Annotated in this window: 21 protein-coding genes and 1 tRNA gene; 8 read left to right on the plus strand and 14 right to left on the minus strand. The window is 71.1% G+C overall.

Annotated features, from left to right (window positions below):
• Window positions 1–151: 151 nt before the first annotated feature.
• Window positions 152–2128 (plus strand): N-acetylmuramoyl-L-alanine amidase, encoded by a 1977-nt coding sequence (locus ACGGAQ_RS06485; protein WP_393045176.1) that lies wholly within the window; start codon window positions 152–154, stop codon window positions 2126–2128.
• Window positions 2129–2190: 62 nt separating this feature from the next.
• Here ACGGAQ_RS06485 and ACGGAQ_RS06490 read toward each other — a convergent pair whose 3' ends face one another.
• The 5 genes from ACGGAQ_RS06490 to ACGGAQ_RS06510 form a co-directional block, all read right to left on the minus strand.
• A complete protein-coding gene (locus tag ACGGAQ_RS06490) occupies window positions 2191–3204 on the minus strand; it encodes an NlpC/P60 family protein (RefSeq protein WP_393045178.1) in 1014 nt (337 codons plus the stop codon).
• Between the two features lie 167 nt (window positions 3205–3371).
• A complete protein-coding gene (locus ACGGAQ_RS06495; protein ID WP_355063264.1) occupies window positions 3372–4373 on the minus strand; it encodes a hemolysin family protein in 1002 nt (333 codons plus the stop codon).
• Window positions 4366–5679, minus strand: coding sequence for a hemolysin family protein (locus ACGGAQ_RS06500; RefSeq protein WP_387181469.1), 1314 nt, complete (start codon window positions 5677–5679; stop codon window positions 4366–4368). The genes ACGGAQ_RS06495 and ACGGAQ_RS06500 overlap by 8 nt, the downstream gene beginning before the upstream one ends.
• A gap of 145 nt (window positions 5680–5824) precedes the next feature.
• Window positions 5825–8023: a (Fe-S)-binding protein gene (locus ACGGAQ_RS06505; RefSeq protein ID WP_393045181.1), complete on the minus strand. Its 2199-nt coding sequence runs from the start codon at window positions 8021–8023 to the stop codon at window positions 5825–5827.
• 303 nt (window positions 8024–8326) lie between these two features.
• Window positions 8327–8590 (minus strand): cell division protein CrgA, encoded by a 264-nt coding sequence (locus ACGGAQ_RS06510; protein WP_007454145.1) that lies wholly within the window; start codon window positions 8588–8590, stop codon window positions 8327–8329.
• A gap of 222 nt (window positions 8591–8812) precedes the next feature.
• On the opposite strand from ACGGAQ_RS06510, the gene ACGGAQ_RS06515 reads away from it, so the two are divergent.
• The 4 genes from ACGGAQ_RS06515 to ACGGAQ_RS06530 are packed head-to-tail and all read left to right on the plus strand — an operon-like array spanning window position 8813 to window position 12177.
• Complete coding sequence (locus ACGGAQ_RS06515) at window positions 8813–9616, plus strand: DUF881 domain-containing protein (protein WP_234588926.1); 804 nt, start codon at window positions 8813–8815, stop codon at window positions 9614–9616.
• A complete protein-coding gene (locus tag ACGGAQ_RS06520) occupies window positions 9613–11235 on the plus strand; it encodes a class E sortase (protein WP_393045183.1) in 1623 nt (540 codons plus the stop codon). Before ACGGAQ_RS06515 ends, ACGGAQ_RS06520 begins: the two co-directional genes overlap by 4 nt.
• A 4-nt stretch (window positions 11236–11239) precedes the next feature.
• Window positions 11240–11524 carry a hypothetical protein gene (locus ACGGAQ_RS06525; RefSeq protein ID WP_393045185.1) on the plus strand — a complete coding sequence of 95 codons (285 nt, stop codon included), beginning with the start codon at window positions 11240–11242 and terminating at the stop codon, window positions 11522–11524.
• Between the two features lie 2 nt (window positions 11525–11526).
• Window positions 11527–12177, plus strand: coding sequence for an aminodeoxychorismate/anthranilate synthase component II (locus ACGGAQ_RS06530; protein WP_393045187.1), 651 nt, complete (start codon window positions 11527–11529; stop codon window positions 12175–12177).
• Window positions 12178–12192: 15 nt separating this feature from the next.
• Here ACGGAQ_RS06530 and ACGGAQ_RS06535 read toward each other — a convergent pair whose 3' ends face one another.
• From ACGGAQ_RS06535 to ACGGAQ_RS06570, 8 genes are all read right to left on the minus strand, one after another.
• On the minus strand, window positions 12193–12813 hold the full coding sequence (locus ACGGAQ_RS06535; RefSeq protein WP_393045189.1) for a vancomycin high temperature exclusion protein: 621 nt from the start codon (window positions 12811–12813) through the stop codon (window positions 12193–12195).
• 101 nt (window positions 12814–12914) lie between these two features.
• Window positions 12915–14738 (minus strand): Stk1 family PASTA domain-containing Ser/Thr kinase, encoded by a 1824-nt coding sequence (pknB, locus tag ACGGAQ_RS06540; RefSeq protein WP_393045191.1) that lies wholly within the window; start codon window positions 14736–14738, stop codon window positions 12915–12917.
• A complete protein-coding gene (locus ACGGAQ_RS06545; RefSeq protein ID WP_393045193.1) occupies window positions 14735–16144 on the minus strand; it encodes a protein kinase in 1410 nt (469 codons plus the stop codon). Before ACGGAQ_RS06545 ends, pknB begins: the two co-directional genes overlap by 4 nt.
• A gap of 1 nt (window position 16145) precedes the next feature.
• Window positions 16146–17651: a peptidoglycan D,D-transpeptidase FtsI family protein gene (locus ACGGAQ_RS06550; RefSeq protein ID WP_393045195.1), complete on the minus strand. Its 1506-nt coding sequence runs from the start codon at window positions 17649–17651 to the stop codon at window positions 16146–16148.
• The gene (locus ACGGAQ_RS06555) at window positions 17648–19138 is read right to left on the minus strand and encodes an FtsW/RodA/SpoVE family cell cycle protein (RefSeq protein ID WP_393045197.1); all 1491 of its coding nucleotides are present in this window, start codon (window positions 19136–19138) and stop codon (window positions 17648–17650) included. The genes ACGGAQ_RS06550 and ACGGAQ_RS06555 overlap by 4 nt, the downstream gene beginning before the upstream one ends.
• A gap of 30 nt (window positions 19139–19168) precedes the next feature.
• On the minus strand, window positions 19169–20623 hold the full coding sequence (locus ACGGAQ_RS06560; protein ID WP_393045199.1) for a protein phosphatase 2C domain-containing protein: 1455 nt from the start codon (window positions 20621–20623) through the stop codon (window positions 19169–19171).
• Window positions 20620–21105 (minus strand): FHA domain-containing protein, encoded by a 486-nt coding sequence (locus ACGGAQ_RS06565; protein ID WP_007454124.1) that lies wholly within the window; start codon window positions 21103–21105, stop codon window positions 20620–20622. Before ACGGAQ_RS06565 ends, ACGGAQ_RS06560 begins: the two co-directional genes overlap by 4 nt.
• 6 nt (window positions 21106–21111) lie before the next feature.
• Window positions 21112–21900, minus strand: a complete 789-nt coding sequence (locus tag ACGGAQ_RS06570) for a DUF3662 and FHA domain-containing protein (protein WP_007454122.1) — start codon at window positions 21898–21900, stop codon at window positions 21112–21114.
• Window positions 21901–22107: 207 nt separating this feature from the next.
• Between ACGGAQ_RS06570 and ACGGAQ_RS06575 the strand changes: the two genes are divergently transcribed.
• The 3 genes from ACGGAQ_RS06575 (at window position 22108) to ACGGAQ_RS06585 (ending at window position 24177) form a co-directional block, all read left to right on the plus strand.
• Window positions 22108–22193: transfer RNA gene (locus ACGGAQ_RS06575), tRNA-Leu, on the plus strand.
• Between the two features lie 65 nt (window positions 22194–22258).
• Window positions 22259–23374 (plus strand): NAD-dependent epimerase/dehydratase family protein, encoded by a 1116-nt coding sequence (locus tag ACGGAQ_RS06580; protein ID WP_393045202.1) that lies wholly within the window; start codon window positions 22259–22261, stop codon window positions 23372–23374.
• Window positions 23371–24177, plus strand: a complete 807-nt coding sequence (locus ACGGAQ_RS06585) for a WecB/TagA/CpsF family glycosyltransferase (protein WP_393045204.1) — start codon at window positions 23371–23373, stop codon at window positions 24175–24177. Before ACGGAQ_RS06580 ends, ACGGAQ_RS06585 begins: the two co-directional genes overlap by 4 nt.
• Window positions 24178–24243: 66 nt before the next feature.
• Here ACGGAQ_RS06585 and ACGGAQ_RS06590 read toward each other — a convergent pair whose 3' ends face one another.
• Window positions 24244–25800, minus strand: a complete 1557-nt coding sequence (locus tag ACGGAQ_RS06590) for a S8 family serine peptidase (protein WP_393045206.1) — start codon at window positions 25798–25800, stop codon at window positions 24244–24246.
• Window positions 25801–25905 lie beyond the last annotated feature (105 nt).

Consider the following 25905-nt stretch of genomic DNA (forward strand, 5'->3'; position numbering starts at 1 on the left):
CGGCCGTGACACTCCGTACCGATTGGAGGAGGTCACCGAGCGTGCGTGAAGGTTTCTTTCGATGCAGTTTGAAATATGGAAAGGTATTGACGCGGACTCCCGACCAGCGCGAAGGTGACCACACAGTTACCAGTCAAATCTAGGGGGTTCGATGGAACGTCCAACCCTGCCCGCCGGCCGGCGCGCGTCGCTCGCGGTCGCCGTGGTCATCGCCACGGCCGCCGTACCGCTGAGCGCCGGCACCGCCTGGGCCGCACCGGCCGCCGACCGTCAGCAGCAGTACGCCGCCGCGTCGACTGAGTACGGCGTGCCGACCGCCGTGCTGCTCGGGGTCTCCTACCTGGAGTCCCGCTGGGACAGCAACGCCGGCACCCCGAGCACCAGCGGCGGCTACGGCCCGATGCACCTGACCGATGCCCGCCACGTGGCCGCCCTACCCGCGCGCGGCCACCACGACGCCGGCACCGAGGATCCGCGTGGCGACGACTCCCGTGCCGTCCTGGCACCCGCGCCGGCCACGGATCCCGCGCCGGCCACCGCCGCGATGCAGACCGTCGACGCCGCCGCCGCGCTGACCGGCGCCGCCCCCGAGGCGCTGCGCAGCGACGCGACGACCAACATCCGGGGCGGTGCGGCGCTGCTGGCCGCGTACCAACGGGAGGTGGGCGCCCCGGTCGGTGCCGGCACCGACCCCGCCACCTGGTACGGCGCGGTGGCCCGCTACGCCGGCGCGGACAGCGCCGACGCCGCGGCGGCCTTCGCCGACGAGGTCTACACCACCATCGGCGCCGGCGAGACCCGCGTGACCGACGACGGCCAGCGGGTCACGTTGCCGGCCCGCGCGGTCCAACCCCAGCGTTCCTGGCTGGACCGGCTGGGCCTGCGACGACTCGCCCGCCCGGACGGGCTGGAGTGCCCGCGGACGGTCTCCTGTGAATGGATTCCGGCACCCTACGAGGCGTTCGGCGACGGCGACTACGGCAACCACGATCTCTCCGATCGGCCCGCCCGGCAGAAGATCGAGTACATCGTCATCCACGACACCGAGGCGAGTTGGGCGACCACCCTGAAACTCGTCCAGGACCCGACCTACGTGAGCTGGCACTACTCGCTGCGCTCGGTGGACGGGCACATCGCCCAGCACGTCAAGACCAAGGACGTCGCCTGGCACGCCGGCAACTGGTACGTCAACGCGAAGTCGATCGGGCTGGAACACGAGGGCTTCGCCGCGCAGGGCACCTGGTACACCGAGGCGATGTACCGGACCTCGTCGAAGCTCGTCCGGCACCTCGCGCTGCGGTACGGCATCCCGCTGGACCGCCAGCACATCATCGGCCACGACAACGTGCCCGGCACCGTCGCGTCGACCGTGCGCGGGATGCACTGGGACCCGGGGCCCTACTGGGACTGGACGCACTACTTCGATCTGCTGCACGCGCCGCGACTGGACACCGGCACCCCCGCCACCGGGCTGGTCCGGATCGACCCCGACTACGCGACCAACCAACCGGCGTTCACCGGGTGCGTCACTCCTGGAACACCCTGCGCCCCGCGCGGCTCCTCGTCTGTGGTGCTGCACACCGCGCCGTCCGCGGACGCGCCGCTTGTCAACGACATCGCGCTCCGTCCGGACGGCACCCCGAACACGATGGACGTGTCGGACCACGGGGCCCGGGCCTCCGCCGGCCAGACGTACGCCCTGGCCGGCCGGCAGGGCGACTGGACGGCCATCTGGTACCTCGGGCAACGGGCCTGGTTCCACAACCCGGCGTCCGCGCCGACCGCCACCTGGACCGTCGGCGTGGTGGCCACCCCGAAGGCCGGCCGGACCACCATCCCGGTGTACGGGCGGGCGTACCCGGAGCAGGCTGCCTACCCTGCCGGCGTGCCCTACCAGGCGATCTCACCGCTGCAGTACACGCTGGCCGCCGGTCAGCGCTACGCCGTCGGCGCGGTGCTGGCCGGCGAGTACTACCGGGCCAGCACGTTCGACGGCTCCTCACCCGGCGACTGGACGGTGATCCGAGGTAACAACCGGTACGCGCAGATCCAGTTCGGCCACCGCATCATGTACGTCGACCTCGCCGACGTGCAGCTCCTGCCGTCCCCGGTGGGCGCACCCCGCTGACGAACGACATACGACGAGGGCCCCCGGTCATCCGACCGGGGGCCCTCGTTGCGTCCGCTGGATCAGCCGGGTCGGCGGAACCCGGCGATCGGCATGGTGGTGATGCTGGAAACCTGCACCGGTTTGCCGGCACGAGGCGCGTGCACCATCTGGTTGTTACCCAGATAGAGCCCGACATGGCTCAGACCGGAGAAGAAGAAGACCAGGTCACCGGGACGGGCGTCGGCGCGCGACACGGCCTTGCCCTCGTTCCACTGGTCACCCGTGTGGTGGGTGAGGTAGATCCCGGCCGACTTGTAGGCGTACTGGGTCAGGCCCGAGCAGTCGAACGAGTTCGGGCCGGTGGCGCCCCAGACGTACGGGTCACCGACCTGCTGGCAGGCGGTCTTGATCGCCTTCTGAGCGGCCACGGCGAGCACACCGTTGATGGTCGGGCAGCCGACGGTCTTGACCGTGGTCTTGGGCATCGACGCCTCGAGCTTCTTGATCTCGGCGTCGATCTGCTTCTTCTTGGCCGCCAGCTCGTTCTGCTGCTTGGTCTGGGTGGCGATCAGCGCGTCGAGCTTCTGCTTCTCGCTGTCGTACTTGGCCCGCACGGCCAGCACGCCCTCGACCTGCTTGCGCTCCTGCGCGGCCAGCCGGTCCAGGAGGGTGAGCTGCTCGGTGAGCGTGTCCGGCTTGGCGCTGATCAGCAGCGCGCCGATCTCCTGCGACGGGCCCGACATGTAGTAGCGGGACGCGAGGTCACCGACGCGGTTGAGCGCCAACTCGCTCTGCAGGGCCAACGGCTCGATCTTCTTCTGCAGGTCGGTCGACTTCTTCCGGTTGACCTTCAGCTGCGCCCGCACCTTGTTGTACTGCTCGATCGTGGGCTCCAACTGCTCCCACTTCTTGTCGATCTGCGCCTCGATCTCGTCGACCGTGGGCTCGGCCTGCGCCGGCACGGCGAGCATTCCGGCGCCGACCGCAGCGGCGGCGACCAGCACAAGCAGACGATGGGCGACCCGGCGCAGACCGCCCGGCCGAGCGGACAGTCCCGGGGCGTGACGATGAGGGGGCATGGTTGCCACCGGCACCGACTCCTTTGCAACCGACCGCCGGGCGCCTCGCGTGAGGGAAGGGCCGAGGCAGACGACCCACAGCGGTCGGTGCCCCACATTAGGGAAGCGTGGGGCCGGAATCAAGGCGAGGCGAGTCACCATCACTGTCACGCAACCGCTTGCACACCAAGGGTGTTTGCCAATTAACCAACGATTGCGGTCAATACATCGTCGAGCGTGACCACCCCGAGGGGACGCCGACCGTCGCTGACCAGCACCATGTGCCGCCGTTCGCGGCGCATGGCCAGCAGCAGATCGGCAAGCGTACGTTCCGGCGGCACCACCGCCAGCGGGCGGTAGACCTCCGCCGGCACCGGCGCCCGACGACCCTGCCCGGCGTACCCGAGCACGTCCTTGACGTGCACGAAGCCCAGTACGCGCCGGGTGGACCGCTGCACCACCGGGAACCGGGACCGGCCGGTCCGGGTCGCCAGCACCTCCAGCGACGCCGGGGAGACGTCCTCGGCCACCGTGACCACCGTCGACCACGGCTGCAACGCATCCGCCGCCGTCCGGGTGTGCAGGGCCAGGGCCCCGGTGATGCGGGCGTGCTCCTCGGCGTCGAGCAGCCCCTCCGTACGCGCCTGCGACACCAGCCCGGCCAACTCCTCGGCGGTGAACACCGTCTTCACGGCCTCGGTCGCCTCGATCCGCCAGAACGCCAGCACCCGGCGGGCCGCCCACTTCATCGCCAGCAGCAACGGCTTGGTGGCCACGCAGAAGGCCAGCATGGCCGGGCCCAGCCAGAGGGCGGAGACCTCCGGACCGGCCAGCGTGATGTTCTTCGGCACCATCTCGCCGACCACCGTGTGCAGGAAGACGACGACGCCGAGCGCGAGCACGAACGCCACCGGGTGCACCGCGCGCTCGGGCAGGCCGACCGCGTGGAACGGCGACTCCAGCAGATGAGCCAGCGCCGGCTCGGCGATCGCGCCGAGGCCCAGCGAGCAGACCGTGATGCCGAGCTGCGCACCGGCGATCATCAGCGGGATCTGGTTCATCGCCGACAGCGCCCAGCGGGCCCGCTTCGAGCCGACCGCCAACGGTTCGATCACCGTGCGCCGGGACGCGATCAGCGCGAACTCGCTGCCCACGAAGAACCCGTTGCCGAGCAGCAGCAGCACGGTCACCAGCAGCTCAGTCATCGGTGTCCGGCTCCGCCGGGCGCAGCACCCGGACCTGCTCGATCCGGTGCCGCTCCACCTCCACCACGGTGAACTCCCAGCCGTCCGCGTCGACGGTCTCGCCGGCCAGCGGGATGTGCCCCAGTCGCGCCATCAGGAAGCCGGCAAGCGTCTCGTACGGCCCCTCGGGCAGCCGGAAGCCCGTCTGCTCGGCCAGTTCGTCGGAGCGCAGCACCCCGTCGACCAGCACCGTGCGCTCCCCGCCCGGCACGGTCAACTCGACCGGCCCGGTGTCGTCCACACTGGCCGGATCGAACTCGTCGGCGATCTCCCCGACCAGCTCCTCGACCAGGTCCTCGATCGTCACCACGCCGTCCGTGCCGCCGTACTCGTCGACCACGATGGCCAGGTCAGCCCCGGCCGCCTTCAACGCTGCCAGCACGCCGTCCAGGTCCAGGCTCTCCGGCACGTACACCGGCTCCCGGGCCACCGACCCGACCATGGTCGACGCCCGCGCGGCCAGCGGCACGCCCAGCGCGTCCGGCACGCCGGCCACACCCGTGACCAGGTCCAGGGTCTCCTCGTACACCGGGAAGCGGGTCCGTCCGGTCCGCCGCGACTCTTCGAGCAGCTCGGCCACGGTGGCGGTGGCGCGCAGCGCGACCACGTCGACCCGCGGGGTCATCGCCTCGGCCGCCCGTTTGTCGCCGAACCGGATGGTGCGGCGCAGCAGCATCGCCGTGTCCGTGGGCAGCGCGCCCGCGCGGGCCGAGATGGCGGCCAGCAGGCCCAGCTCCTCCGGTGAGCGGGCGCTGGCCAGCTCCTCCTGCGGCTCCACGCCGAGCGCCCGGACCAGCCGGTTCGCCGAGCCGTTCAGGCCCCGGATCACCCAGCCGAACGTCCGGGAGAAGGTGTGCATCGGCCCGGCGGTGGCCAGCGCGGCAGGCATCGGTTGGGCCAGCGCCGCGTTCTTGGGCACCAGCTCGCCGAAGAGCATGGAGATCAGCGTGGCCAGGGCCAGCGCCAGGAACGGAGTGAAACGCTCGGTGCTCTCCCCGGCGACCGGGCGCAGCAGCGGGGTGAAGATCCGGGCCAGGGCGGGCTCGGCCAGATAGCCGGTGAGCAGCGCGGTGATGGTGATGCCGAGCTGCGCTCCGGAGAGCTGGAAGGACAGCTCACGCAGCGCGGTGCGGACCGTCAGGGCGGCCTCGTCGCCGGCGGCGGCCCGGCGGTCGATCTCCGCCCGATCGACCGTGACCAGGGCGAATTCGGCCGCGACGAAGAACGCGTTGCCAGCGGTCAGCGCAACGAAGCCGACCAGTGGCAGCAGCGTGGTCCAGAGCAGGCCGTCGATGTCGCCTCACCTCGGCCGCGATTGTGCCACGCCGGGCGCGCGACGGCCGGGCCCCGGTCGGGCGCGGCGGCGGCACCCCGTGGGCGCCGCCGCCGTCCGATGATTTTCGCGGTACGCCTCAGCCGGCGACCGGCGCGGACTCCTTGTCGCCCCGCGGCTGCTCCGGCTTGACCGAGCGCAGCAGGACGCTCGCCACGTCGATCACCTCGACCTGTTCGCCGGCACCCTTGCCGTTGACCCCGTCGTTGAGCATCGTCGAGCAGAACGGGCAGCCGACGGCGACGGTCTTCGCCCCGGTGGCCATGGCCTCCTCGACCCGGTCCACGTTGATCCGCTTGCCGATCTTCTCCTCCATCCACATCCGGGCGCCGCCGGCGCCGCAGCAGAAGGAGCGCTCGCTGTTGCGCGGCATCTCGGTGATCTCGCCCTCGATGGCGTCCCCGAGCACCTCGCGAGGGGCCGCGAAGATCCGGTTGTGCCGACCCAGGTAGCAGGGGTCGTGGTAGGTCACGCCGCCGTCGACGGGCTGCACCGGGGTCAGCTTGCCGGTGGACACCAGGTGGGCCAGCAGCTGGGTGTGGTGGACCACCTCGAACTCGCCGCCGAGCTGGCCGTACTCGTTGCCCAGGGTGTTGAAGCAGTGCGGGCAGGTCGCGACGATCTTGCGCTTGGCCTTCTCCCGGCCCTCGAACGCCTCGTTCAGCGTCTCCACGTTCTGCTGGGCGAGCATCTGGAAGACGAACTCGTTGCCGATCCGTCGCGCCGGGTCGCCGGAGCAGGTCTCGCCCTCGCCGAGGATCGCGAACTTCACGCCGGCCTCGTTGAGCAGGGTGGCCACGGCGCGGGTGGTCTTCTTGGCCCGGTCCTCGAACGCGCCGGCGCAGCCGACCCAGAACAGGTACTCGAAGTCGTCCACCTCGCCGACCCGGGGCACCTCGAAGTCCAGGCCCTTGGTCCAGTCTTCGCGGGTGTTCTGCGGGGCGCCCCACGGGTTGCCCTTGTTCTCCAGGTTGCGCAGCATCACGCCGGCCTCGGAGGGGAAGCTCGACTCGATCAGCACCTGGTAGCGGCGCATGTCGACGATGTGGTCGACGTGCTCGATGTCGACCGGGCACTGCTCGACGCAGGCGCCGCAGGTGGTGCAGGACCAGAGGACGTCCGGGTCGATGACCCCGCCCTCCTCGGCGGTGCCGATCAACGGCTTGTCGGCCTCGGCCAGGGCCAGCACGTCCAGGTGCGCGAGCTGCGCCTGGGTGGCCTTCTCCTCGCCGGTCAGGTCCTTGCCGCCACCGGCCAGCAGGTAGGGCGCCTTGGCGTACGCGTGGTCGCGCAGACTCAGCACGAGCAGCTTGGGCGACAGCGGCTTGCCGGTGTTCCAGGCCGGGCACTGCGACTGGCAGCGACCGCACTCCGTGCAGGTGCTGAAGTCCAGCAGACCCTTCCAGGTGAACTGCTCGACCTGGGCGACGCCGAACTGGTCCTTCTCCGGGTCCGCCTCCTCGAAGTCGAGCGGCTTGCCCTCGCTCATCATCGGGCGCAGCGCGCCGAGGCCGGAACCGGCCGGCTTGGTCGGCTCACGCTTGAAGAAGATGTTGGGGAACGCCAGGAACCGGTGCCAGGCGACGCCCATGGTGACGTTCAGCGAGATGACGATCAGCCAGGTCATCGAGATAATGATCTTGATGAGCGCGGCGACGCTGGCGCCGTCCTGCCAGTCGGGCAGCACCGCGCCGACCGCGTGGCTGACCGGGGTGGCCCAGACCGGGTACTCGAAATGGTCGGTGGCGACCTTGAAGCCCCGGATCACGAACCCGAAGATCAGGACCAGCAGCACGATCCACTCGACGAAGTAGCCCTGCCACATGGTCGAGCCGGTGAACCGGGAGCGACCGCCCGGCCGGGTGGGCCGGTTGCGCAGCCGGATCGCCATCAGCACCAGGATGCCGACCAGGCCCAGCACGCCGATGACCTCGGTGGCCAGGCCGAAGATCGTCCAGTGCCCGATGATCGGCAGCCCGCCGGTCGGGGTGACCACCTCGAAGTACGCCTCGAGCACCAGCAGTGACAGCACGATGAAGCCGACCATCACGAACCAGTGCGCGGCACCCACCACGCCCCACTTGAGCATGCGGGTGTGGCCGGCGGTCTCCACCAGCATCTTCTTCGTGCGGGCACCCTTGTCGGTGAACCGCTCCGGAGCGGGTTGCCCCAGCCGGATGACGGCCGTCATCTTCATGACCGCGCGCACCGCCAGCCACACCGCCACGGCGGTGATGCCGGCCGCGAGGATCGTGGTGACGATCTGGACGCTGCCCATCGAGTTGGCCTCCCGGTCTGCTGCCTGTCGAGCGGTTCAGCAACCGGGACCGGGGCAGGACGAAGCCAGCGTCGCGCCGCTGCCACACCTGCGACCGGACCGGTCGATGACCTCGCTCCGCTCGGTCATGCAGTGCAGCCTACGCGCAAGGTTACCCAGCAGTAACGTGAGTCATCTCGCAGTAGGCCACGCTGCCTGCGGACACCATAGGGTGCCCCGCCCGGTCCCGCCGGGCAGGGGCGTGGCGGGTGACCTGGGTCCTTCGGCGCGGCGGCGCCCAGGCCCAGCGTCAGCGGGAGAGGCTCAGCGCCAGCGCGAGAGCAGCACCAGCGACGCGACCATCGCGCCGAAGCCGACCGCGAGGTTCCAGTACTGCCACGAGGCGACCGGGTACTCCTGCTCGGAGAGGTAGTAGACGACCAGCCAGCCGATGCCCGCGACGATCAGGGCGACCGCGGTGATCGGCAGCCACACCGGGCTAGGCTTGCGCGACGCCGCCGTCGTCGTCGGACGGACGTCCGTCGGCGGGGTGTACACCTTCTTCTTGCGGACCTGAGACTTGGGCACGGCGCTCTCCAGAGGGGGTGACGACCTCGTCCGGCCTGACAACCGGACGCGGAGGCGACGGTTCATGGCCAATAATGTTCGACAGCTAGCGTAGTCCCGAACGGCCGCCTGGACCACGAATGGGGTCAGGCAGGTACATGGAGTGACCGAAAAGGGCGGGACTGTTCGCATCACCGGCCCGGCCGGCACGAACCGGTCCCCGACACGCGGAAGGAACGCTCGGTGGAGTACACATCCGGCGCCGCCTCCTGGCAGAAGGCCCTCCGACGGGCCGTCGCCGGGCTGCTGCCCCGGCGACCACGCCAACGGCGACCAGGCTGGTCGATCGGGGTGCCCCTGATCGCCGCCGCGGCGGGGCTGCTCTTCACCACCACCGCGACCACGGCGGGCGGCACCGCTCTCCGCGAGGACCGGCGGCCCCAGCTCAACCAGCTCATCGAGGAGCGCGAGCAGCAGGTCGAGGCGAGCGAACGCCGCGCTGCCACCCTGCGCGACGAGGTCCAGCAACGCACCGACACACTTGCCGGCTCGGACGCCCCGATCAAGGCCCAGCAGGCCCGCGCCCAGGGCAGCCTCAAGGCGGCCGGGTTCACCGCCGTCACCGGCACGGCCGTGACCGTCGAGCTGAACGACGCGCCCCAACACGACGACGAGGCCCACTCCGACGCCACCAACGACGACCTGGTCGTGCACCAGGGCGACGTACAGGCCGTGGTCAACGCACTCTGGGCGGGTGGAGCGGAGGCCATGTCAATCATGAACGTCCGCGTGCTCGCAACCAGCGCGGTACGCTGCGTCGGTAACACCCTGCTGCTCCATGGTCGGGTGTACTCCCCACCGTTCAAGATCGTAGCAATCGGCGATCCCGCTGCCCTCCAGCAGGCCCTCGCCAGCTCTGAGGGAGTCCGGTTGTTCAAGGACGCAGTCGACGACTATCAACTCGGCTACAAGGAGTCCGTCTCCACGGTGACCATCAAGGCCTTCGAGGACTCGACCGCGCTGCGCTCGGCGACGGTGCCCAGGTGAGCAGCCCGGACGAACGCCGCGACGGGCGACACCGGGACCAGGCCGACGACCCGACCGCCTTCCTGCCCAAGGTCGACCGACCCGAGCCGACTCCGGAGCGGCCCGAGCCGACGCCGGGCCAGGCTCGGACCGGCAACTGGCCCGAGCCCGTGCTGCCCGGCCGGCCACGGTCGCCGCGTCCGGCGGAAGCTCCCGAGCCGCCGAGCACCGCCGGCCCGCCTCCGGCCGACCGCTCCGCCCCGCCGCGGGCGGGCCTTCCCGGCTCCGGCCCGCGCGCCGACCACCCTGCCCCGCCCAGCGCCGGCCGACCTGACCCGCAGCGCGCTCCACACCACCCGAGCCCGGCGGCACCGCCGCCCTGGCCGGGTGGCGCAGCGCCCGGCTCGTCTCCGCGCGGCGGGCCCGGCCAGCCCCCCGCCGCCGCTCCCGGCCGACCGACCGCGCCCTCCGCGCAGGGGCCGGTCCGGCCGGCCGCCCCGGGCAACGACCACGCGCGCGGCCCAGCCCCCGGCGCCGCGCCGATCCGCCCGGCGACCGCCGGCGGCCCGTCCGGCGCCTCGACTCCTCCCGGCGGCGCGACCCAGTCCGGCGGCGATGCGCCGACCGCGTTCATCCCGAAGGTTGGCGCGGGTCCCGCACGCCCGACCGGCGCGGCGGGCACCCCGGTCTCTCCAGCCGGGCCGGGCCGACCCGCCGACCCGAACGCCACCGCCCTCATCCCCGCCGTACCGTCCGGGCCGGCACCCCGGCCTCCGGCCATGGACTCCACGGCGCTGATGGGCGCCGTCCCCCGTACGTCGACGCCGGATGAGCCGGCCGGCGCGGACGACAGCGCCGCCGAGCCTCCCCGACCCCGTCGGGGCGAGCGGGTGGTCCAACTTCGGCCGCACCAGACCGGCGAGGGCTACAAGAGCGTCTACTCGGAGCTCACCCGCCCGTCGTTGGGTTCCCGGCTGCGGAGCGGCATCCGGGTCACCGGCGAGGTGCTGATCACCTTCGGCCTGGTCGTGCTGCTCTTCGCCGGCTACGAGGTGTGGGGCAAGTCGGCCATCGTCGACGCCCACCAGAACGACCTCACCAACGAGCTCGCCCAGGCGTGGGCTCCCGACGACGACCCCACGGTGGCCCCATCGGCCACCCCGAGCGTCAAGCCGTCTCCACCCGTGCACGGCAAGCCGATCGCGGGCCTCTACATCCCCAAGCTCGACAAGAACTGGGTGGTGGTCGAGGGGGTCACCCAGGCCGACATCCGATACGCCCCGGGTCACTACCCGACCAGCGCACTGCCTGGTCAGGTCGGCAACTTCTCCGTGGCGGGTCACCGCAACCGGGCCACCTTCTGGCGGTTGGACGAGCTGGACGAGGGCGACGCGATCGTGGTCGAGGGCAAGACCGACTGGTACATCTACCGGGTGGCGCGGACCCGCATCGTGAAGCCCACGCAGGTCGAGGTGGTGGCCCCGGTGCCCGGCGAGCCGAACAAGAAGCCGACCAAGCGGATGCTCACGCTGACCACCTGCAATCCGAAGTTCGACAACTACCAGCGCCTGATCATCCACGCCGAGCTGGACCGGACACAGCCCAAGTCGGCGGGCCGCCCGACGGAGCTGGGAGGCTGACCCGATGTACGCCTTCATCTGGCGTAAGCTCCCGTTCGGCCTGGCCGGCAAGCTGGTCGGTTCGGTGCTGCTCGCGGCCGCCACGGTGGCCCTGCTCTGGTACGTGGCCTTCCCGTGGGCCGAGCCGCTGCTGCCCTTCGACGACGTGCAGGTCACCCAGGACTCCGGCGTTCCGGGGGAGCCGGGCGGCGGAGACGCGGTGACCGGGGACACTCCGGCCGGTGACGAGCACGAGCTGCCGTACGACACCGACCAGAACAATCCCGCGCCGTCCACTCCGAGCAGGTGACCATGCGCGTCCTGGTGATCGACAACTACGACTCGTTCGTCTTCAACCTGGTGCAGTACCTGGGCCAGCTCGGCGTGGACTGCGACGTCCGCCGCAACGACGAGATCGACGTCGCCGAGGTCGGCCGGGTGGGCGCGGCCGGCATCCTGCTCTCACCCGGACCGGGGAGCCCCGACCGGGCCGGCATCTGCCTGGACGTCATCCGGGAGTACGCGGGCGAGCTGCCGATCTTCGGCGTCTGCCTCGGCCACCAGGCCATCGGCGAGGCGTTCGGGGCGACCGTGACCCGGGCCGCCGAGTTGCTGCACGGCAAGACCTCCGAGGTGCGGCACCACTCGGTCGGCGTGCTCGCCGGCCTACCCGACCCCTTCACCGCGACCCGCTACCACTCGCTCGCCGTGCTCCCCGAGACGCTGCCCGACGAGCTGGAGGTCACCGGCTGGACCGGCTCCGGTGTGGTGATGGCGATGCGGCACCGGACGCTGCCCATCGAGGGCGTGCAGTTCCACCCGGAGTCGGTGCTCACCGAGGGCGGCCACCTGATGCTCGCCAACTGGCTGGCCGGTTGCGGCCACCCGGAGGCGCTGGAGCGCGCCCCCGCGCTGGCCGCCGAGGTCGACGCCCGCCGCCGGGCCGCCTTCGCCGCCGCGTAGACCGGAACCGACCGGTCAGCTTCGCAGGGCGTCCCGCACGGCGGGGCTCACCGACGACCGGACCGCGGGCGGCCGGCCCCGGAACGCGTCCCAGGCGGCCTTGCCGCTGGCGAAGTAGTCGCGGACGGCCTTGCGGACGAGCAGGCCGGGCCCGCAACCATCGCATCGAGCGGTGACCCCGTCGACGTCGAGGCCGAGGTGCCGACAGAGCGTCACCGCCCGGGACAGGTGGTAGGACTGCGTCACGACCAGAGCCCGCTGGACGCCGTACACGTCTCTCGCGCGGGCGCAGCTGTCGTACGTGTCCAGGCCGGACGGGTCCGCCACCACCCGCCGGGGATCCACGCCGAGCTTCTCGGTCAGATACGCGGTCATCACCGTCGGCTCGTCGCCGGACGTGCCACCCCCGTCGCCGGAGACCAGCACCACCCGGGCCCGCCCGGTACGCACCAGCTCGGCGGCGGTCTCCAGGCGGCCGACGAGCCGTTCGCCCGGCTGCCGCCCGTCCGCCGTCACCGCGGTACCCAGGACGATCACGACGTCGGCGGCGGGAGCATCCGCTTCGCCGTACGTGTGCCCGCGCGCTCCGAACGTCGTCCACAGCCACGGGGCGCTGCTCAGGACAAGCAGGACCACGCCGACGGCGACCCCGCGCAGCAGATGCCGACGCCACCGGCCCGTCCTCGCACGATCGACGGCGGAGCCCGGCCGGAGGCTCCGCACCCAGGCGCGGACGGCTACTCCTCGGGAAGCCGGACCGGCGGCGGGAAGATCGGCTGACCGGAGCCACCACCGATGCCCGGCGTCGTCGGCGTGCCACTCGGCGTCGGCGTCGGCGTCACCGACGGGGTGGGCGTCTCGACGACCTTCTCCGGGATGCTGATCTCCAGGGTCACCGTCCTGCCCTGGGCCAGCTCGGTGCCGCCCTTCGGGCTCTGCGACTGGACGCGTCCGGCCTGATCGGCCGAAACCTCGTCACCGTCGCGGAACTTGACCTCGTAACCCGCCGCGCGAAGCTCCTGGGCGGCATCGTCCTTGGTGGAGTTGACGACGTTGGGGACCTTGTCGACGTTGCCCCGGGAGACCTCGACGGTGACCTTGCTGTCCTGGGCGACAGTGGTGCCCGACGGAGGGGTGAGCTTGACGACGATGCCCTTCTGCGCCGGGTTGTCGACCTGCTTCTCCTCGACCACCAGCCCCAGACCCTCGAGCTGGTCCTTGACGTTCACGAACTGCGAGTTGACCAACCCGGTGGGGATCTTGACATCCGGCTTGCCGTCGCAGATCTGGACGGTCACCCGGCTGCCCTCCTTCAGCCGGGCACCCGGTGCGGGATCCTGCTTGGCGACGGTGTCCTTCGTGCAGTCGTTGGCCAGGATCGGATCGCCCGCCACCGGCAGGAAGCCCGCATTCTGGATCTCGGTGAACGCCGCAGCCTGGGCCTTGCCGGCGAGGGTGGGCACCGACTTCAGGTCCTTGTCCTGCTGCTTACTCCACAGCAGGGCGGCGACCAGGGCGATCACCGCCAGCACGCCGACCGCGCTGAACAGGGCGATCAACCAGGAGGACGCCTTGCGCTGGCGCGGATCGCCGACCCGGGCCGGAATCTGCCGGGTCTGCGGGCCCGTGGCGGCGGGCGGGTAGCCGCCACCGCCACCGGCCGGGGCCATCGCCACCGTCTCGGCCTCGCGCAGCACCGGAGTGGCCAGCACCGGCCGGCCGGCGGCGGCGCGCAGCAGGTCGGCCCGCATCTCGCCGGCGCTCTGGTAGCGGTTGAGCGGGTTCTTCGACAGCGCCTTGAGCACGATCGCGTCGACCGCCGGGGTGACGTCCGGGTTGATGTCGCTCGGGGTCGGCGGAGTCTCCCGCACGTGCTGGTACGCGACGCTTACCGGGCTGTCCCCGACGAACGGCGGGTGCCCGCAGACCAGCTCGAAGAGGACGCAGCCGGCCGCGTACACGTCGGAGCGGGCGTCCACGGCCTCACCGCGCGCCTGCTCGGGCGACAGGTACTGGGCCGTGCCGATCACCGCGCTGGTCTGCGTCATGGTGGTCGCGCCGCTGGCCAGCGCCCGGGCGATGCCGAAGTCCATCACCTTGACCTGGCCGGTCTGGGTGAGCATGACGTTGCCCGGCTTGATGTCCCGGTGGATGATGCCGTGCCGGTGGCTGAACTCCAGCGCCGCGCACATGTCGGCGCAGATCTCCAGCGCACGGCGCGGCTGCAGGCGGCCCTCGGCCCCGAGGACCTCCTTCAACGTCCGTCCGTTGACGAACTCCATGACGATGAAGGGCAGCGTCTCGCCGGTCGGCGCGGTCTCCTCGCCGGTGTCGTAGACCGCCACGATCGCCGGGTGGTTGAGCGATGCGGCGTTCTGCGCCTCCCGGCGGAACCGCATCTGGAACGTCGCGTCCCGGGCGAGGTCGGTGCGGAGCATCTTGATCGCGACGTCCCGACCGAGCCGGAGGTCGCGACCGCGGTGCACCTCGGCCATGCCGCCGTAGCCGAGCAGCTCGCCGACCTGGTACCTGCCACCGAGCAGGCGGGCCTGCGCTGTCATCGCGTCTGTCGTCCTTCGCTCGTCGTCGTCCCGCCGTCACCCGGCCGGAGTCGTACCTCACGACGGTACGACGTCCGGGTCGCATCGTCGCGTCCGTCGAGCCGCAGCGCGCCGGACGTCACGGTCTGTGAAGCCGACGCCCCGGACGCACCGGTCTGCGACTGCTTCCGCAGGTTGTAGGAAATCACGCCGGAGCAGAGCAGGACCAGTAAGGCCAGCAGGATGGCGAGGAGCACCATCCCGGGCCGGGACCGACGCGGCTCGGGCGCCGGCAGCCCCGGGACGGCCTGCCGGGCGTACGCCGGTGGCTGTTCCTGCCGGGTCTGTGCCGGCGGCACCGCTGCGGCGCCGCGCGGGTAGCCGGCCGGGGCGACCGGCGGGCGCGCGTGCGGTACGGCCGGTGCGACAGCGGTGGGGCGGGGCTGCTGGGCCGGCGCGACAGTCGTCGGGCGCTGCCCGACGGGCCGGTGCGGGGCGTTCGGCGGCCGGAGTTGCTGCGCCTGCGGCACCTGGGCCCGGCCGGGCGCGGCGGGTGAGGACGGCGCACCGGAGACCGGGCCGGTGTGACCGCCGGCCCGGGCCTGCTGGGACAGCGCGGCCTTGAGCTGGCGGGCGACTCCGGCGAGCGCGGCGGCGCTCGGCCAGCGGGCGGCCGGATCCTTGGCCAGCGCCCGTTCCACCACCGCGCGGACCTGCGGCGGGATGTCGGACGGCAGCGGCCGGGGCGTCTCCCGAACGTGCCGCATGGCGATGTCGAGCGGGTTGTCGCCCTCGAACGGTCGCCGCCCGGCGAGGCACTGGTAGGCGACCACGCCGAGCGCGTACACGTCGGACGCCGGGGTGGCCACCTGACCGGTGGCCTGCTCCGGAGAGATGTACGAGGCGGTGCCGAGCACCGAGCCGGCGGCGGTGAGCTGGCCGACGATGTCGGAGCGGGCGATGCCGAAGTCGGTCAGCACCAGCGTGCCGTTCGGCCGGACCAGCAGGTTGCCCGGCTTCACGTCGCGGTGCACGATGCCCTTCTCGTGCGCGGCGTGCAGCGCGTCGGCGGCCTGCGCGACAAGCGCCATCGTCCGGGCCGGAGTGAGCCGACCGACCCGGCTCAGCGTGGACGACAGGGCGTCGCCCTCGACGTACTCCATGACCAGGAAGGCGATCTGCTGGTCGTTGCCGAAGTCGTAGACGTCCACCACGCCGGGATGGTTGATGGTCGCCATGGTCCGGGCCTCGCCTCGGAACCGCTCGGCGAAGTCGGGGTCGTCGAGCAGCGCGGGGAGCAGGCTCTTGACCGCTACCGTCCGGCCGAGCACCTGGTCGGTGCCGCGCCAGACGTCACCCATGCCGCCGCTGGCGATCCGCTCGTCGAGGCGGTAGCGGTTGCCGAGCTGGACGCCAGGGCTGAGCATGTCAGCGGCCCCCGGGGTCGTTGATGGCGGCCTTCATGATCTGGCCGCCGATCCGGGCCGCTTCGGCGCTGCCGCCGCTGCCGGCCTGCTCCAGCACGACACACACCGCGGAGACCGGGTTGCCGTTCTTGTCCAGGGCGAAGCCGATGAACCAGCCGTGGTCGGGCCGGTCCGGGGCGGACTGGGCGGTGCCGGTCTTGCCGCCGACCGTGTAGCCGCTGATCGCCGCCTTCTGGCCGGTGCCCTTCTGGACCACGCTGACCATCATGTCGCGCAGGTCGCTGGCGACCTGACCGCTGACCGGCTGACGCAGCTCCCGCGGCTTGGCGGTGTAGTAGCTGGTGGTCCGGTCCGGGGCGAGCAGCTGCCGGACCAGGTACGGCCGCATCTGGCTGCCACCGTTGGCGACCGACCCCGCGATCATCGCGCCCTGCAGCGGCGTCATCCGGACGTTGTTCTGACCGATCGAGGACTGGGCCAACGCGGCCTGGTCGGTGCTGCCGTCCGGGTTCAGCATGTCGCCGGTCCGGCTGGCCGCCGTCCGCAGACCGCCCTCGCCGAGCTGCCCGACCGTGAGGTCCTCCTGCTCGAAGCCGAACTGCCGGGCCTTTTCCTTGACCTTGTCGGCGCCGAGCCGTACGCCGAGCTGCGCGAAGCCGGTGTTGCACGACTCGGTGACCGCCTCCAGCAGGGTGACCTGCGGCTCGGGGCAGATCGACGGGGCGGCGTTGCGGATCGGGCTGCCCGAGGTGGGTGGGGTGTAGCTGGAGCGTGCCGGGATGAGGGTCGTCTTGGTGACGCCGTTCTCCAGCGCCGCCGCGGCGACCACGATCTTGAAGGTGGAGCCCGGGGGCAGCGTCTCGGAGAGGGCCCGGTTCTTCAGCGGGCCGTCCGGGTCCTGCTCCAGCTTGTTGATCTCCGCCGCGGCCGCGGTCGTGTTGTGGCTGACCAGCGGGTTCGGGTCGAAGCTGGGCATGGACACCAGGGCCTGCACCGCACCGGTCCGCGGGTCGATGGCGATGGCCGCGCCGCGTTTCGCGTCCACCTGGTTGTTGCGCATCTGCTCGTACGCCACGTCCTGCGCCCGCTTCGAGAGCGTGAGGAGCACGTTGCCGCCACCGGTCTCGTCACCGGTGAACATGTCCTTGAACCGGTCGCCGATCAACTGGTCGCTGGTGCCGGCCAGGAAGTCGTTCTCCACCTGCTCGATGCCGGTGTCGGCCAGGTTGACCGGCTTGTAGCCGAGCACGTGCGCGTACTTGGCCCCACCCGGGTAGGTGCGCTGGAACTTCAGCTTGCCGGTGGTCTCCTTGCTGGTGGCCACCGCCGTGCCGCCGGCCTCGATGTTGCCGCGCTTGCGCTTGTAGTCGGCAACCTGGACCCGGCCGTTGTAGTCACTGGTGCGGTACTCGTCGGCCTTGTACGCCTGGATCCAGTTGAGGTTCGCGAAGAGCAGACCGAACAGGACCATGACGACGATGCCGACACGGCGCAGGGGTGCGTTCACGGCTTGATCACCTCCGTGGGAGCACCATGCAACTGCTCGGGCTGGCCGCCCGAGGGCCGGCTCGCCTTGCCGGCACTGCCCGTCACCGTTCGCCGGGCCCCATCGGAGACCCGCAGCAGGACCGCGATGAGCAGCCAGTTCGCCATCAGCGACGAACCACCGGCGGACAGGAAGGGGGTGGTCTGGCCGGTCAGCGGAATGAGCTTGCTGATGCCGCCGACGATCACGAAGACCTGCAGGCCCAGGGTGAAGGCGAGGCCACCGGCGAGCAGCTTGCCGAACGAGTCACGGACCGCGAGCGCGGCACGCAGGCCCCGCTCCACGATCAGCAGGTAGACCACGAGCAGCGCGGAGAGGCCGAACAGGCCGATCTCCTCACCGATGCCGGCGAAGATGAAGTCGTTCTGCACCTCGGGCAGGATGTCCGGCTGACCGCCGCCCGGCCCGGCGCCGAAGAGCCCGCCCGTACCGAGGGCGAGCAGGCCCTGGACGAGCTGGTAGCCCTTGTCGGTCGGGTCGGCGAACGGATCCAGCCAGATCTCGGCACGCAGGTAGAAGTTGGCGAACGGCCCACCGACCGTCGAACCGAGGACGTACGCGAGGTAGGCGCCGCCGAAGAAGAGGAGCAGACCGATCAGCAGCCAACTGACCCGCTCGGTGGCGATGTAGAGCGTCACCACGAACATGCCGAAGTAGAGCAGCGAGGTGCCCAGGTCCTTCTCGAAGACCAACACCAGGAGGCTGATCAGCCAGACCACGACCACCGGGCCGAGGTCCCGACCACGCGGGAAGTCGATGCCGAGGAACCGCCGGCTGGCCAGCGAGAGCACCTCACGCTTGCGCACCAGGTAGTAGGCGAAGAAGACCAGCAGCGCCAGCTTGGCGAACTCACCCGGCTGGAGCGAGAAGCCGCCGACCCGGATCCACAGCTTGGCGCCGTTGATCTCGGAGATGCTGCTCGGCAGCACCGCCGGGAGCATCACCAGCACGATGCCGGCAAGCCCCAGGGTGTACGCGTACCGGGAGACCGACCGGTGGTCGCGCATGATGGCGAGCAGGCCCGCGGCGAGGATCACCGAGGCGAGCGTCCACGCGAGCTGCCGGCCGCCGATGCCGGCGAAGGTGGCCAGATCCTCCCGGTCGACCGGGGCGGCCTCACCCAGGTCGATCCGGCGCAGGAAACCCACCCCGAGGCCGTTGAGCAGGGCCACCGCCGGCAGCAGAGCCGGGTCGGCGAACGGGGCGAGCCACCGGATGACCAGGTGCAGGCCGAGGAAGACCGCGCCGAGGGCGGCGGCGGGCATCCAGAAGTCCGGGGTGACCGTGTCCAGAAGGTTCGCCTCGACGGTCGCCATGTACGCGGCCACCAGCACCATGGCCAGCAGCAGCAGGGACAGCTCGGCGTTGCGTCGGGACCGGGCCAGGCGTACGCCGGAGTCCCCGCCCGTGGTGGCGGGCGAGGGTGCCGGTGTGGCCGCTACGGTCACGGGTGGAGTCCTTGGGATCTCAGCCGACGCTCACTCGGGAGACCGGCAGCCGGCCGGGTCGAGCGCCGGCGGGGCCGAGTCGGAGGGCGTGGCGTCGGGTGTGGTGGTCGGGTCGGTCCCGGCGGCGGTGGCCGCGCTGGTCGGGCTCGCGCTGAGGACCCCGTTCACCGACGCGCCGGGGGTTGGGCTGGTGTTCGGCGTCGGGGACGTCGCGGGCGGGGTGGGCGTCGGGGTGCCGGCCGCCGCGCCCGGGTCGGGCGGGCAGATCGGCTTGAGGTTGGGGTTGGTCGGGGTGTCGCTGGTCAGCTCGGCGAGCTGGCGCTCGGCATCCGGCTCGTTCTTGGCCCGGATGCCCACCTTGACCGTGTCCTGAGCGGCGACCGTGAGGTCGTCCAACCGGGTACCGCTGGTGCGATGCACGGTGGACAGGTCCATCCCGGCGATCTGCCCCTGGATGCCACGGAAGACGGCGACCTGCCCTTCCTCGGTGGCGCCCACGTAGTACTGCCGCTGGGTGTACGTCCAGCCGGCGAAGGCCGCACCGCCGACGATCACCAGCAGGGCCAGTGCCATCACGGCGGTCCGCACCGGCCGGCGCTTCGGCCGCTCCGGCTCGTCGTCGGACGCGTTGGGCTCCTCGGGCGCCGCGGGGCGCGGCGCGGAGAGCGCCGAGGCCCGGGCGGCCGGGGTCGAGTCGTCGGCGGAGGTGGCCATGCCCCGGTCCCGGGCGGCGGCGCCGCCGACGATCGGGGTGGCCTCGACGATGTCGTGGTCGGTGGCGTCGGCGATGATCACCGTGATGTTGTCCGGACCGCCGCCGCGCAGCGCGAGCTGCACCAGCCGCTCGACGCACTGCTGCGGGTCGGTGTACTCCCGCAGGGTCTCGCCGATGGTCTCGGCGCTCACCACGCCGGAGAGGCCGTCGCTGCAGATGAGGTACCGGTCGCCGGGCAGCACCTGGCGCACCGAGTACTCCGGGTCGATGTCCCGGCCGTCGAGAGCTCGGGTCAGCAGCGACCGCTGCGGGTGACTGCTCGCCTCCTCGGCGCTGATCCGGCCCTCGTCGACGAGCATCTGGACGTACGTGTCGTCCTTGGTGATCTGGGCGAACTCACCATTGCGCAGCAGATAGGCCCGCGAGTCGCCGATGTGGACCATCCCCAGCTTGCTGCCGGAGAAGAGGGTCGCCGTCAGCGTGGTGCCCATCCCCTCCAACTGCGGGTTGGCGTCCACCGTGTCGCGGAGCTGTTGGTTGGCGGTGCCCACGGCCGAACGCAACGCGTCGACGAGAGCGTCCCCTGGGACGTCCTCGTCGAGCGGCGCCATGGCACCGATGACGATGTTGCTGGCGACGTCACCGGCGGCCATGCCGCCCATGCCGTCGGCAACGGCGAGTAGCCGCGGCCCGGCGTAGACGGAGTCTTGATTGCCGTCACGGATCAGACCGCGGTCGCTGTGGGCCGCATAGCGCAGGGTCAGAGTCATGGCCGTAATTCGAGGGAAGTGCGGCCGATCCGGATCGGCACGCCGAGGGGTACGGGGGTTGGTCCGGTGACCTTAGCGCGATCTAGGTACGTGCCGTTAGTCGAGCCGAGGTCCTCGACGAACCACTGGCCCTCGCGCGGCACGAGTCTCGCGTGCCGCGCGGAGGCGTAGTCGTCGGTGATGACCAGGGTGGAGTCCTCGGCCCGACCGATGGTGATCTGCGCTTCACCGAGGGTGATGCGGGTGCCGGCCAGTTGACCTGCGGTGACCACCAACTGGTGGGCCGCCCTGCCCCGCTTCACCTTCGCCGGTTTGGCCGCCTGCCCCGTCGAGGCGCCAACCGCGCGTGGTGCCGCCACCAGGCGACCGGACCGGGCCCCCGCGAAGAGATCCCGACGGATCACGCCGACCACCGTGAACACGAAGATCCACAGCAGGATCAGGAACCCGAACCGGGCAACGGTGATGACCAGTGCCGGCAAGGCGGCTCAGCCGTCCACGCGGAAGGTCAGCGTCGTGGTGCCGAGCTGGACCATGTCACCCGGGTTGAGGGCGACGGCGGAGACCCGCTGCCCGTTGACCATGGTGCCGTTGGTGGAGCCCAGATCGGTCAGCACAACCTGGCCGCCATCGAAATCCAGCCGGGCGTGTCGCCGGGAGATGCCGACGTCGGGCAGGCGCAGGTTCGCCTGGTCGCCGCGACCGATCACCGTCGACCCCATCTGGAGCGGGTAGGTGCGTCCGTCACCGGAGACCAGCCGCACGTTGCGGCCGCCACCGTGCCCGGGCGGCGGGCCGTAGCCGCCACCCTGGTCGTACGCGGGGTAGGCAGGCGGGCCGGCGTCGTAGCCGGGTGCCGACACGGGGGCGACCTCGCCGCCGGTGTAGACCTCGGCGGTGACCCGGAACATTCCCGTGTCCAGGCCCTCCCCCCGCTCGATCTCGACGATCACGTCGCCGTAGACCGTCCAGGCCTGCTCGCCGATGAACTCCGCCTGCGACTGGGCCAGCTCCTGGGCCAGCGCGGCGGCGTACGGCGCCAGACGACTGTGGTCGAACGGCGAGAGATCGATCACGTAGCGGTTGGGCACCAACGTGCGCCCACCGGCCAGGATCGCCTTGTGCGCCTCGGCCTCCCGCTGCATGGCGTTGAGGATCTCCACGGGGTGGACCACCCCTTTGAAGACCTTGGCGAAGGCCCCCTCGACCAGGCCTTCCAGACGCTTCTCGAAGCGTTGCAGCACGCTCACCGGCTCCTCCTCGGGTCCCGAGGACATGATGGTATCCGGCCGGCGCGCGCGCAGCTCACACGCCGCTCGGCCGGCTGCTCCCGGCCCGTTCGGAAGGACCGGGACTGCCGTGCTAATCTTTCGTCCGCCACGAACGGTAACCGCTCGTGGCGAGCGTCTGGGACAGCGTAGTATTCCCGGGGCCTGTTGGAGACAGCGGGTCCGGGGCGGCTACAGTGTCCCGGGTCGTGCCACGGGGATGTGGCGGAATGGCAGACGCGCACGGTTCAGGTCCGTGTGCCCGAAAGGGCGTGGGGGTTCAACTCCCCCCATCCCCACCACAAGACGAGGGCTCCGCGAATCGCGGGGCCCTTCCGTCATATCGGGGCGTGCCGGGCGTCACGCTATGCTCCGATGGTTTCTGCCTCCGATGGACCAGGAGTGGCGTGTGAGTGTCGCGTTGGTGACCGGGTCGGGCGGTCTGATCGGCTCCGAGGCGGTCCGGCACTTCGCCGGCCTCGGTCTGGACGTCGTCGGCATCGACAACGACATGCGTCGGTACTTCTTCGGTGAGGACGGCTCCACCTCGTGGAGCCTGGAACGGCTCGGCCGTGACCTGGGTAACTCCTACACCCACTTCGCGGTGGACATCCGGGACCGGGACGGCCTGGAGCAGGTGTTCAAGAAGTACGGCTCGAACATCGCCGTGGTGATCCACAGCGCCGCGCAGCCGAGCCACGACTGGGCGGCCAAGGAGCCGTACACGGACTTCGACGTGAACGCCGGCGGCACGCTCAACATCCTGGAGAACACCCGCCGCCACGCGATCGACGCGCCGTTCATCCACTGCTCGACAAACAAGGTCTACGGCGACCGGCCCAACAGCCTGCCACTGATCGAGCTGGAGACCCGGTACGAGCTGCCCGAGGACCACCGCTGGTACCAGGGCATCACCGAGGAGATGTCGATCGACCACTCGCTGCACTCGGTCTTCGGCGCTTCCAAGGTCGCCGCGGACGTGATGGTGCAGGAGTACGGCCGCTACTTCGACATGAAGACCGCCTGCTTCCGGGGCGGCACCCTGACCGGCCCGGCCCACTCGGCCGCCGAGCTGCACGGGTTCCTGGCCTACCTGATGCGCTGCGTGATGGAGGGCCGGACGTACAACCTGTTCGGCTACAAGGGCAAGATGGTCCGCGACGCGATCCACTCCCACGACGTGCTGACCGCGTTCGAGGCGTTCTTCCGGGCGCCCCGTTCCGCCGAGGTCTACAACCTCGGCGGCGGCCGGCACTCGAACACCTCGCACATCGAGGCGTTCGCGATCGCCGAGGAGATCACCGGCCGCGAGGCCAACATCAACTACGTCGAGCAGGCCCGCACCGGCGACCACCAGTGGTACGTGAGCAGCATGGCCCGGTTCGAGGAGCAGTACCCGGAGTGGAAGATCACGTACGACGTGCCGATGATCCTGCGGGAGATCTACGAGGCCAACGTGGACAAGTGGGTGCCGCAGCCATGACGGGCAAGACCAAGCGCAACGTGCTCGGCGTCCTCGTCGACGCCACCGACTACGCCACGGCGACCGACGCCGTGGTGACCGCGGCGCACGAGCGGCGGCCACTCGCGCTTACCGCGTTGGCCGTGCACGGCGTGATGACCGGTGTGCTGGATCCCGCGCACAATGCCCGGCTCAACTCCTTCGACGTGGTCACCCCGGACGGACAGCCGGTGCGCTGGGCGCTCAACCTGCTGCACCACGCCGGGCTCACCGACCGCGTCTACGGGCCGACGCTGACCCTGCACGTGCTCTCCCGCTTCGCCGACGAGGGGCTGCCGGTCTACCTGTACGGCTCGACCGAGGAGACGTTGGCCAAGCTGATCCCGGCGCTGGAGCGGATGTTCCCCGCGCTGAAGATCGCCGGTGTGGAGCCGTCGAAGTTCCGTGCGGTCCAGCCGGGCGAGGACGCCGAGATCGCCGACCGGATCCGGTCCAGCGGCGCCCGGCTCGTCCTGGTCGGGCTCGGCTGCCCGCGCCAGGAGGTCTTCACGTACGCCATGCGTCCGCTGCTCGACATGCCGCTGATGGCGGTCGGCGCGGCCTTCGACTACCACGCCGGGCTGCTGCGCCAGCCCCCGCCGTGGATGCAGCGCGCCGGCCTGGAGTGGTTCTGGCGGCTCGGTCTGGAGCCGAAACGACTCTGGCGCCGCTACGTGATCCTCAACCCCGCCTACCTGGCCCGGCTCGCCGGTCAGAAGACCGGTCTGTGGAAGGCCCGCCCGCCGGCCCCGGCCACCGAGCGGCCGGCCACCTTCGCGGTCTGACCCCGATCCCGTACGACACGAGGCCCCACCCGGCCAGCCGGGTGGGGCCTCGCTCGTGCACAACGGTCAGACGGTCAGGGTCCAGCTGTTGATGTAGCCGGTGTCGGCCGAGTAGGTGTCGCGCACCTGAAGTCGCCAGGTGCCGTCGGCGGCCTCACCGGACACGTTGGCCGTGTACGTGGTGTTCACGTTGTCGGCGCTGTCCGAGGTGCTGCTGTTCTTCAGCCGGTACGCGCTGCCGTCCGGGGCGAGCAGGTCGATGACCAGATCACCGCGGTACGTGTGCACGATGTTCACCGCCACCGTGGAGGCCGACGAGGCGTTGCGCCCACAGCCGGCGATCGTGATCGAGCTGGTCACCGCCGCACCGGCGTCCGGGATCGACACGTCGGTGCCGTTGGTGCCGGTGCAGCCGGTGGGAGGCGGCGGGGTGGTGCCGGTGCCCACGTACAGCAGCCGGTTCGGCGAGCCCGAGCCGGCGTTGCCCACCACGTTCGGGGTCGCGTTGGCCACCATCTGGTCACGGATCTGCTGCGGGCTCCAGCTCGGGTTGGCGCTGGCCAGCAGCGCCGCCGCGCCGACCACGTGGGGGGTGGCCATCGAGGTGCCGCTGATCGTGTTGGTCGCGGTGTTGCTCGTGTACCAGGCCGAGGTGATCGAGGATCCCGGCGCGAAGATGTCCAGGCAGGTGCCGATGTTGGAGAACGACGACCGGGCGTCCGAGCTGGTCGTCGAGCCGACCGTGATCGCCTCCGCGGTACGCCCCGGCGAGGTGTTGCAGGCGTTCGCGCCGTTGTCGTTTCCGGCGGCGAGGCCGTACGTGACACCGGACGCGATCGAGTTGCGGACGGCGGTGTCCAGCGAGCTGTTCGCGCCGCCGCCGAGGCTCATGTTCGCCACCGCCGGCTTGACCGCGTTCTGGGTGACCCAGTCGACACCGGCGATCACACCGGCGTTGGTGCCACTGCCGGAGCAGTTCAGCACCCGTACGCCGACCAGTTGGACGCCCTTGGCCACCCCGTACGACGATCCGCCGACGGTGCCGGCGACGTGCGTGCCGTGCCCGTTGCAGTCGTCGGCCGACCCGCCGTCCACGGCGTCGTAGCCGGAGGTGGCCCGGCCGCCGAAGTCGTTGTGGGTGAAGCGGATGCCGGTGTCGATGATGTAGGCGTGCACGTTGCTCGCCGTGTTCGGGTAGGTGTAGGAGCTGTCCAGCGGCAGGTTGCGCTGGTCGATGCGGTCCAGGCCCCAGGAGGGCGGGTTGGCCTGCGTTCCGGAGATCGACACGGTGTGGTTCTGCTCGACGTACGCGACGGCCGGGTCGGCGGCGATCCGTGCCGCCGCGCCCGCACTGACGGTGACCTCGAAGCCACGCAGCGCCGTGCCGTAGGTGCGGGCGACCCTTCCGCCGTGCCGGCCGGTCAGCCGCTGCGCGGTGTCACCGACCCGGCTGGAGGTCACGGCGGTGTCCTTGAGGACGACGATGTAGCTGTCCGGCACGGCGGTGGCTCCACCGGCCTCCCGGACGACGCCGACGGGCTCGGCGGCCAGGGCCGGGGTGCCGACGGCCAGTACGGTCGCGGCGGTCACCCCGACCAGTACGGACCTGCGTGGAAGACCCATCTCCCTACCTCCCTCCGACCGGCGGCGAAACGCGACCACCGGTACCACACCAATCGACGCTTGCCGATCAAGCCGAGGGTAGATCGATGAGGCCGGGCAGATAAA

The organism is Micromonospora sp. NPDC047557, assembly GCF_043205095.1.
Classification (GTDB): Bacteria; Actinomycetota; Actinomycetes; order Mycobacteriales; family Micromonosporaceae; genus Micromonospora.

What these genes read in the sequence shown, in the direction of transcription:
- ACGGAQ_RS06485 (WP_393045176.1), top strand. Translation starts at nt 152, where the DNA reads ATGGAACGTCCAACCCTGCCCGCCGGCCGGCGCGCGTCGCTCGCGGTC.
- ACGGAQ_RS06495 (WP_355063264.1), bottom strand. Translation starts at nt 4,373, where the DNA reads ATGACTGAGCTGCTGGTGACCGTGCTGCTGCTGCTCGGCAACGGGTTC.
- ACGGAQ_RS06505 (WP_393045181.1), bottom strand. Translation starts at nt 8,023, where the DNA reads ATGGGCAGCGTCCAGATCGTCACCACGATCCTCGCGGCCGGCATCACC.
- ACGGAQ_RS06525 (WP_393045185.1), top strand. Translation starts at nt 11,240, where the DNA reads ATGTACGCCTTCATCTGGCGTAAGCTCCCGTTCGGCCTGGCCGGCAAG.
- ACGGAQ_RS06530 (WP_393045187.1), top strand. Translation starts at nt 11,527, where the DNA reads ATGCGCGTCCTGGTGATCGACAACTACGACTCGTTCGTCTTCAACCTG.
- pknB (WP_393045191.1), bottom strand. Translation starts at nt 14,738, where the DNA reads ATGACAGCGCAGGCCCGCCTGCTCGGTGGCAGGTACCAGGTCGGCGAG.
- ACGGAQ_RS06545 (WP_393045193.1), bottom strand. Translation starts at nt 16,144, where the DNA reads ATGCTCAGCCCTGGCGTCCAGCTCGGCAACCGCTACCGCCTCGACGAG.
- ACGGAQ_RS06560 (WP_393045199.1), bottom strand. Translation starts at nt 20,623, where the DNA reads ATGACTCTGACCCTGCGCTATGCGGCCCACAGCGACCGCGGTCTGATC.
- ACGGAQ_RS06570 (WP_007454122.1), bottom strand. Translation starts at nt 21,900, where the DNA reads ATGTCCTCGGGACCCGAGGAGGAGCCGGTGAGCGTGCTGCAACGCTTC.
- ACGGAQ_RS06580 (WP_393045202.1), top strand. Translation starts at nt 22,259, where the DNA reads ATGCTCCGATGGTTTCTGCCTCCGATGGACCAGGAGTGGCGTGTGAGT.
- ACGGAQ_RS06585 (WP_393045204.1), top strand. Translation starts at nt 23,371, where the DNA reads ATGACGGGCAAGACCAAGCGCAACGTGCTCGGCGTCCTCGTCGACGCC.
- ACGGAQ_RS06590 (WP_393045206.1), bottom strand. Translation starts at nt 25,800, where the DNA reads ATGGGTCTTCCACGCAGGTCCGTACTGGTCGGGGTGACCGCCGCGACC.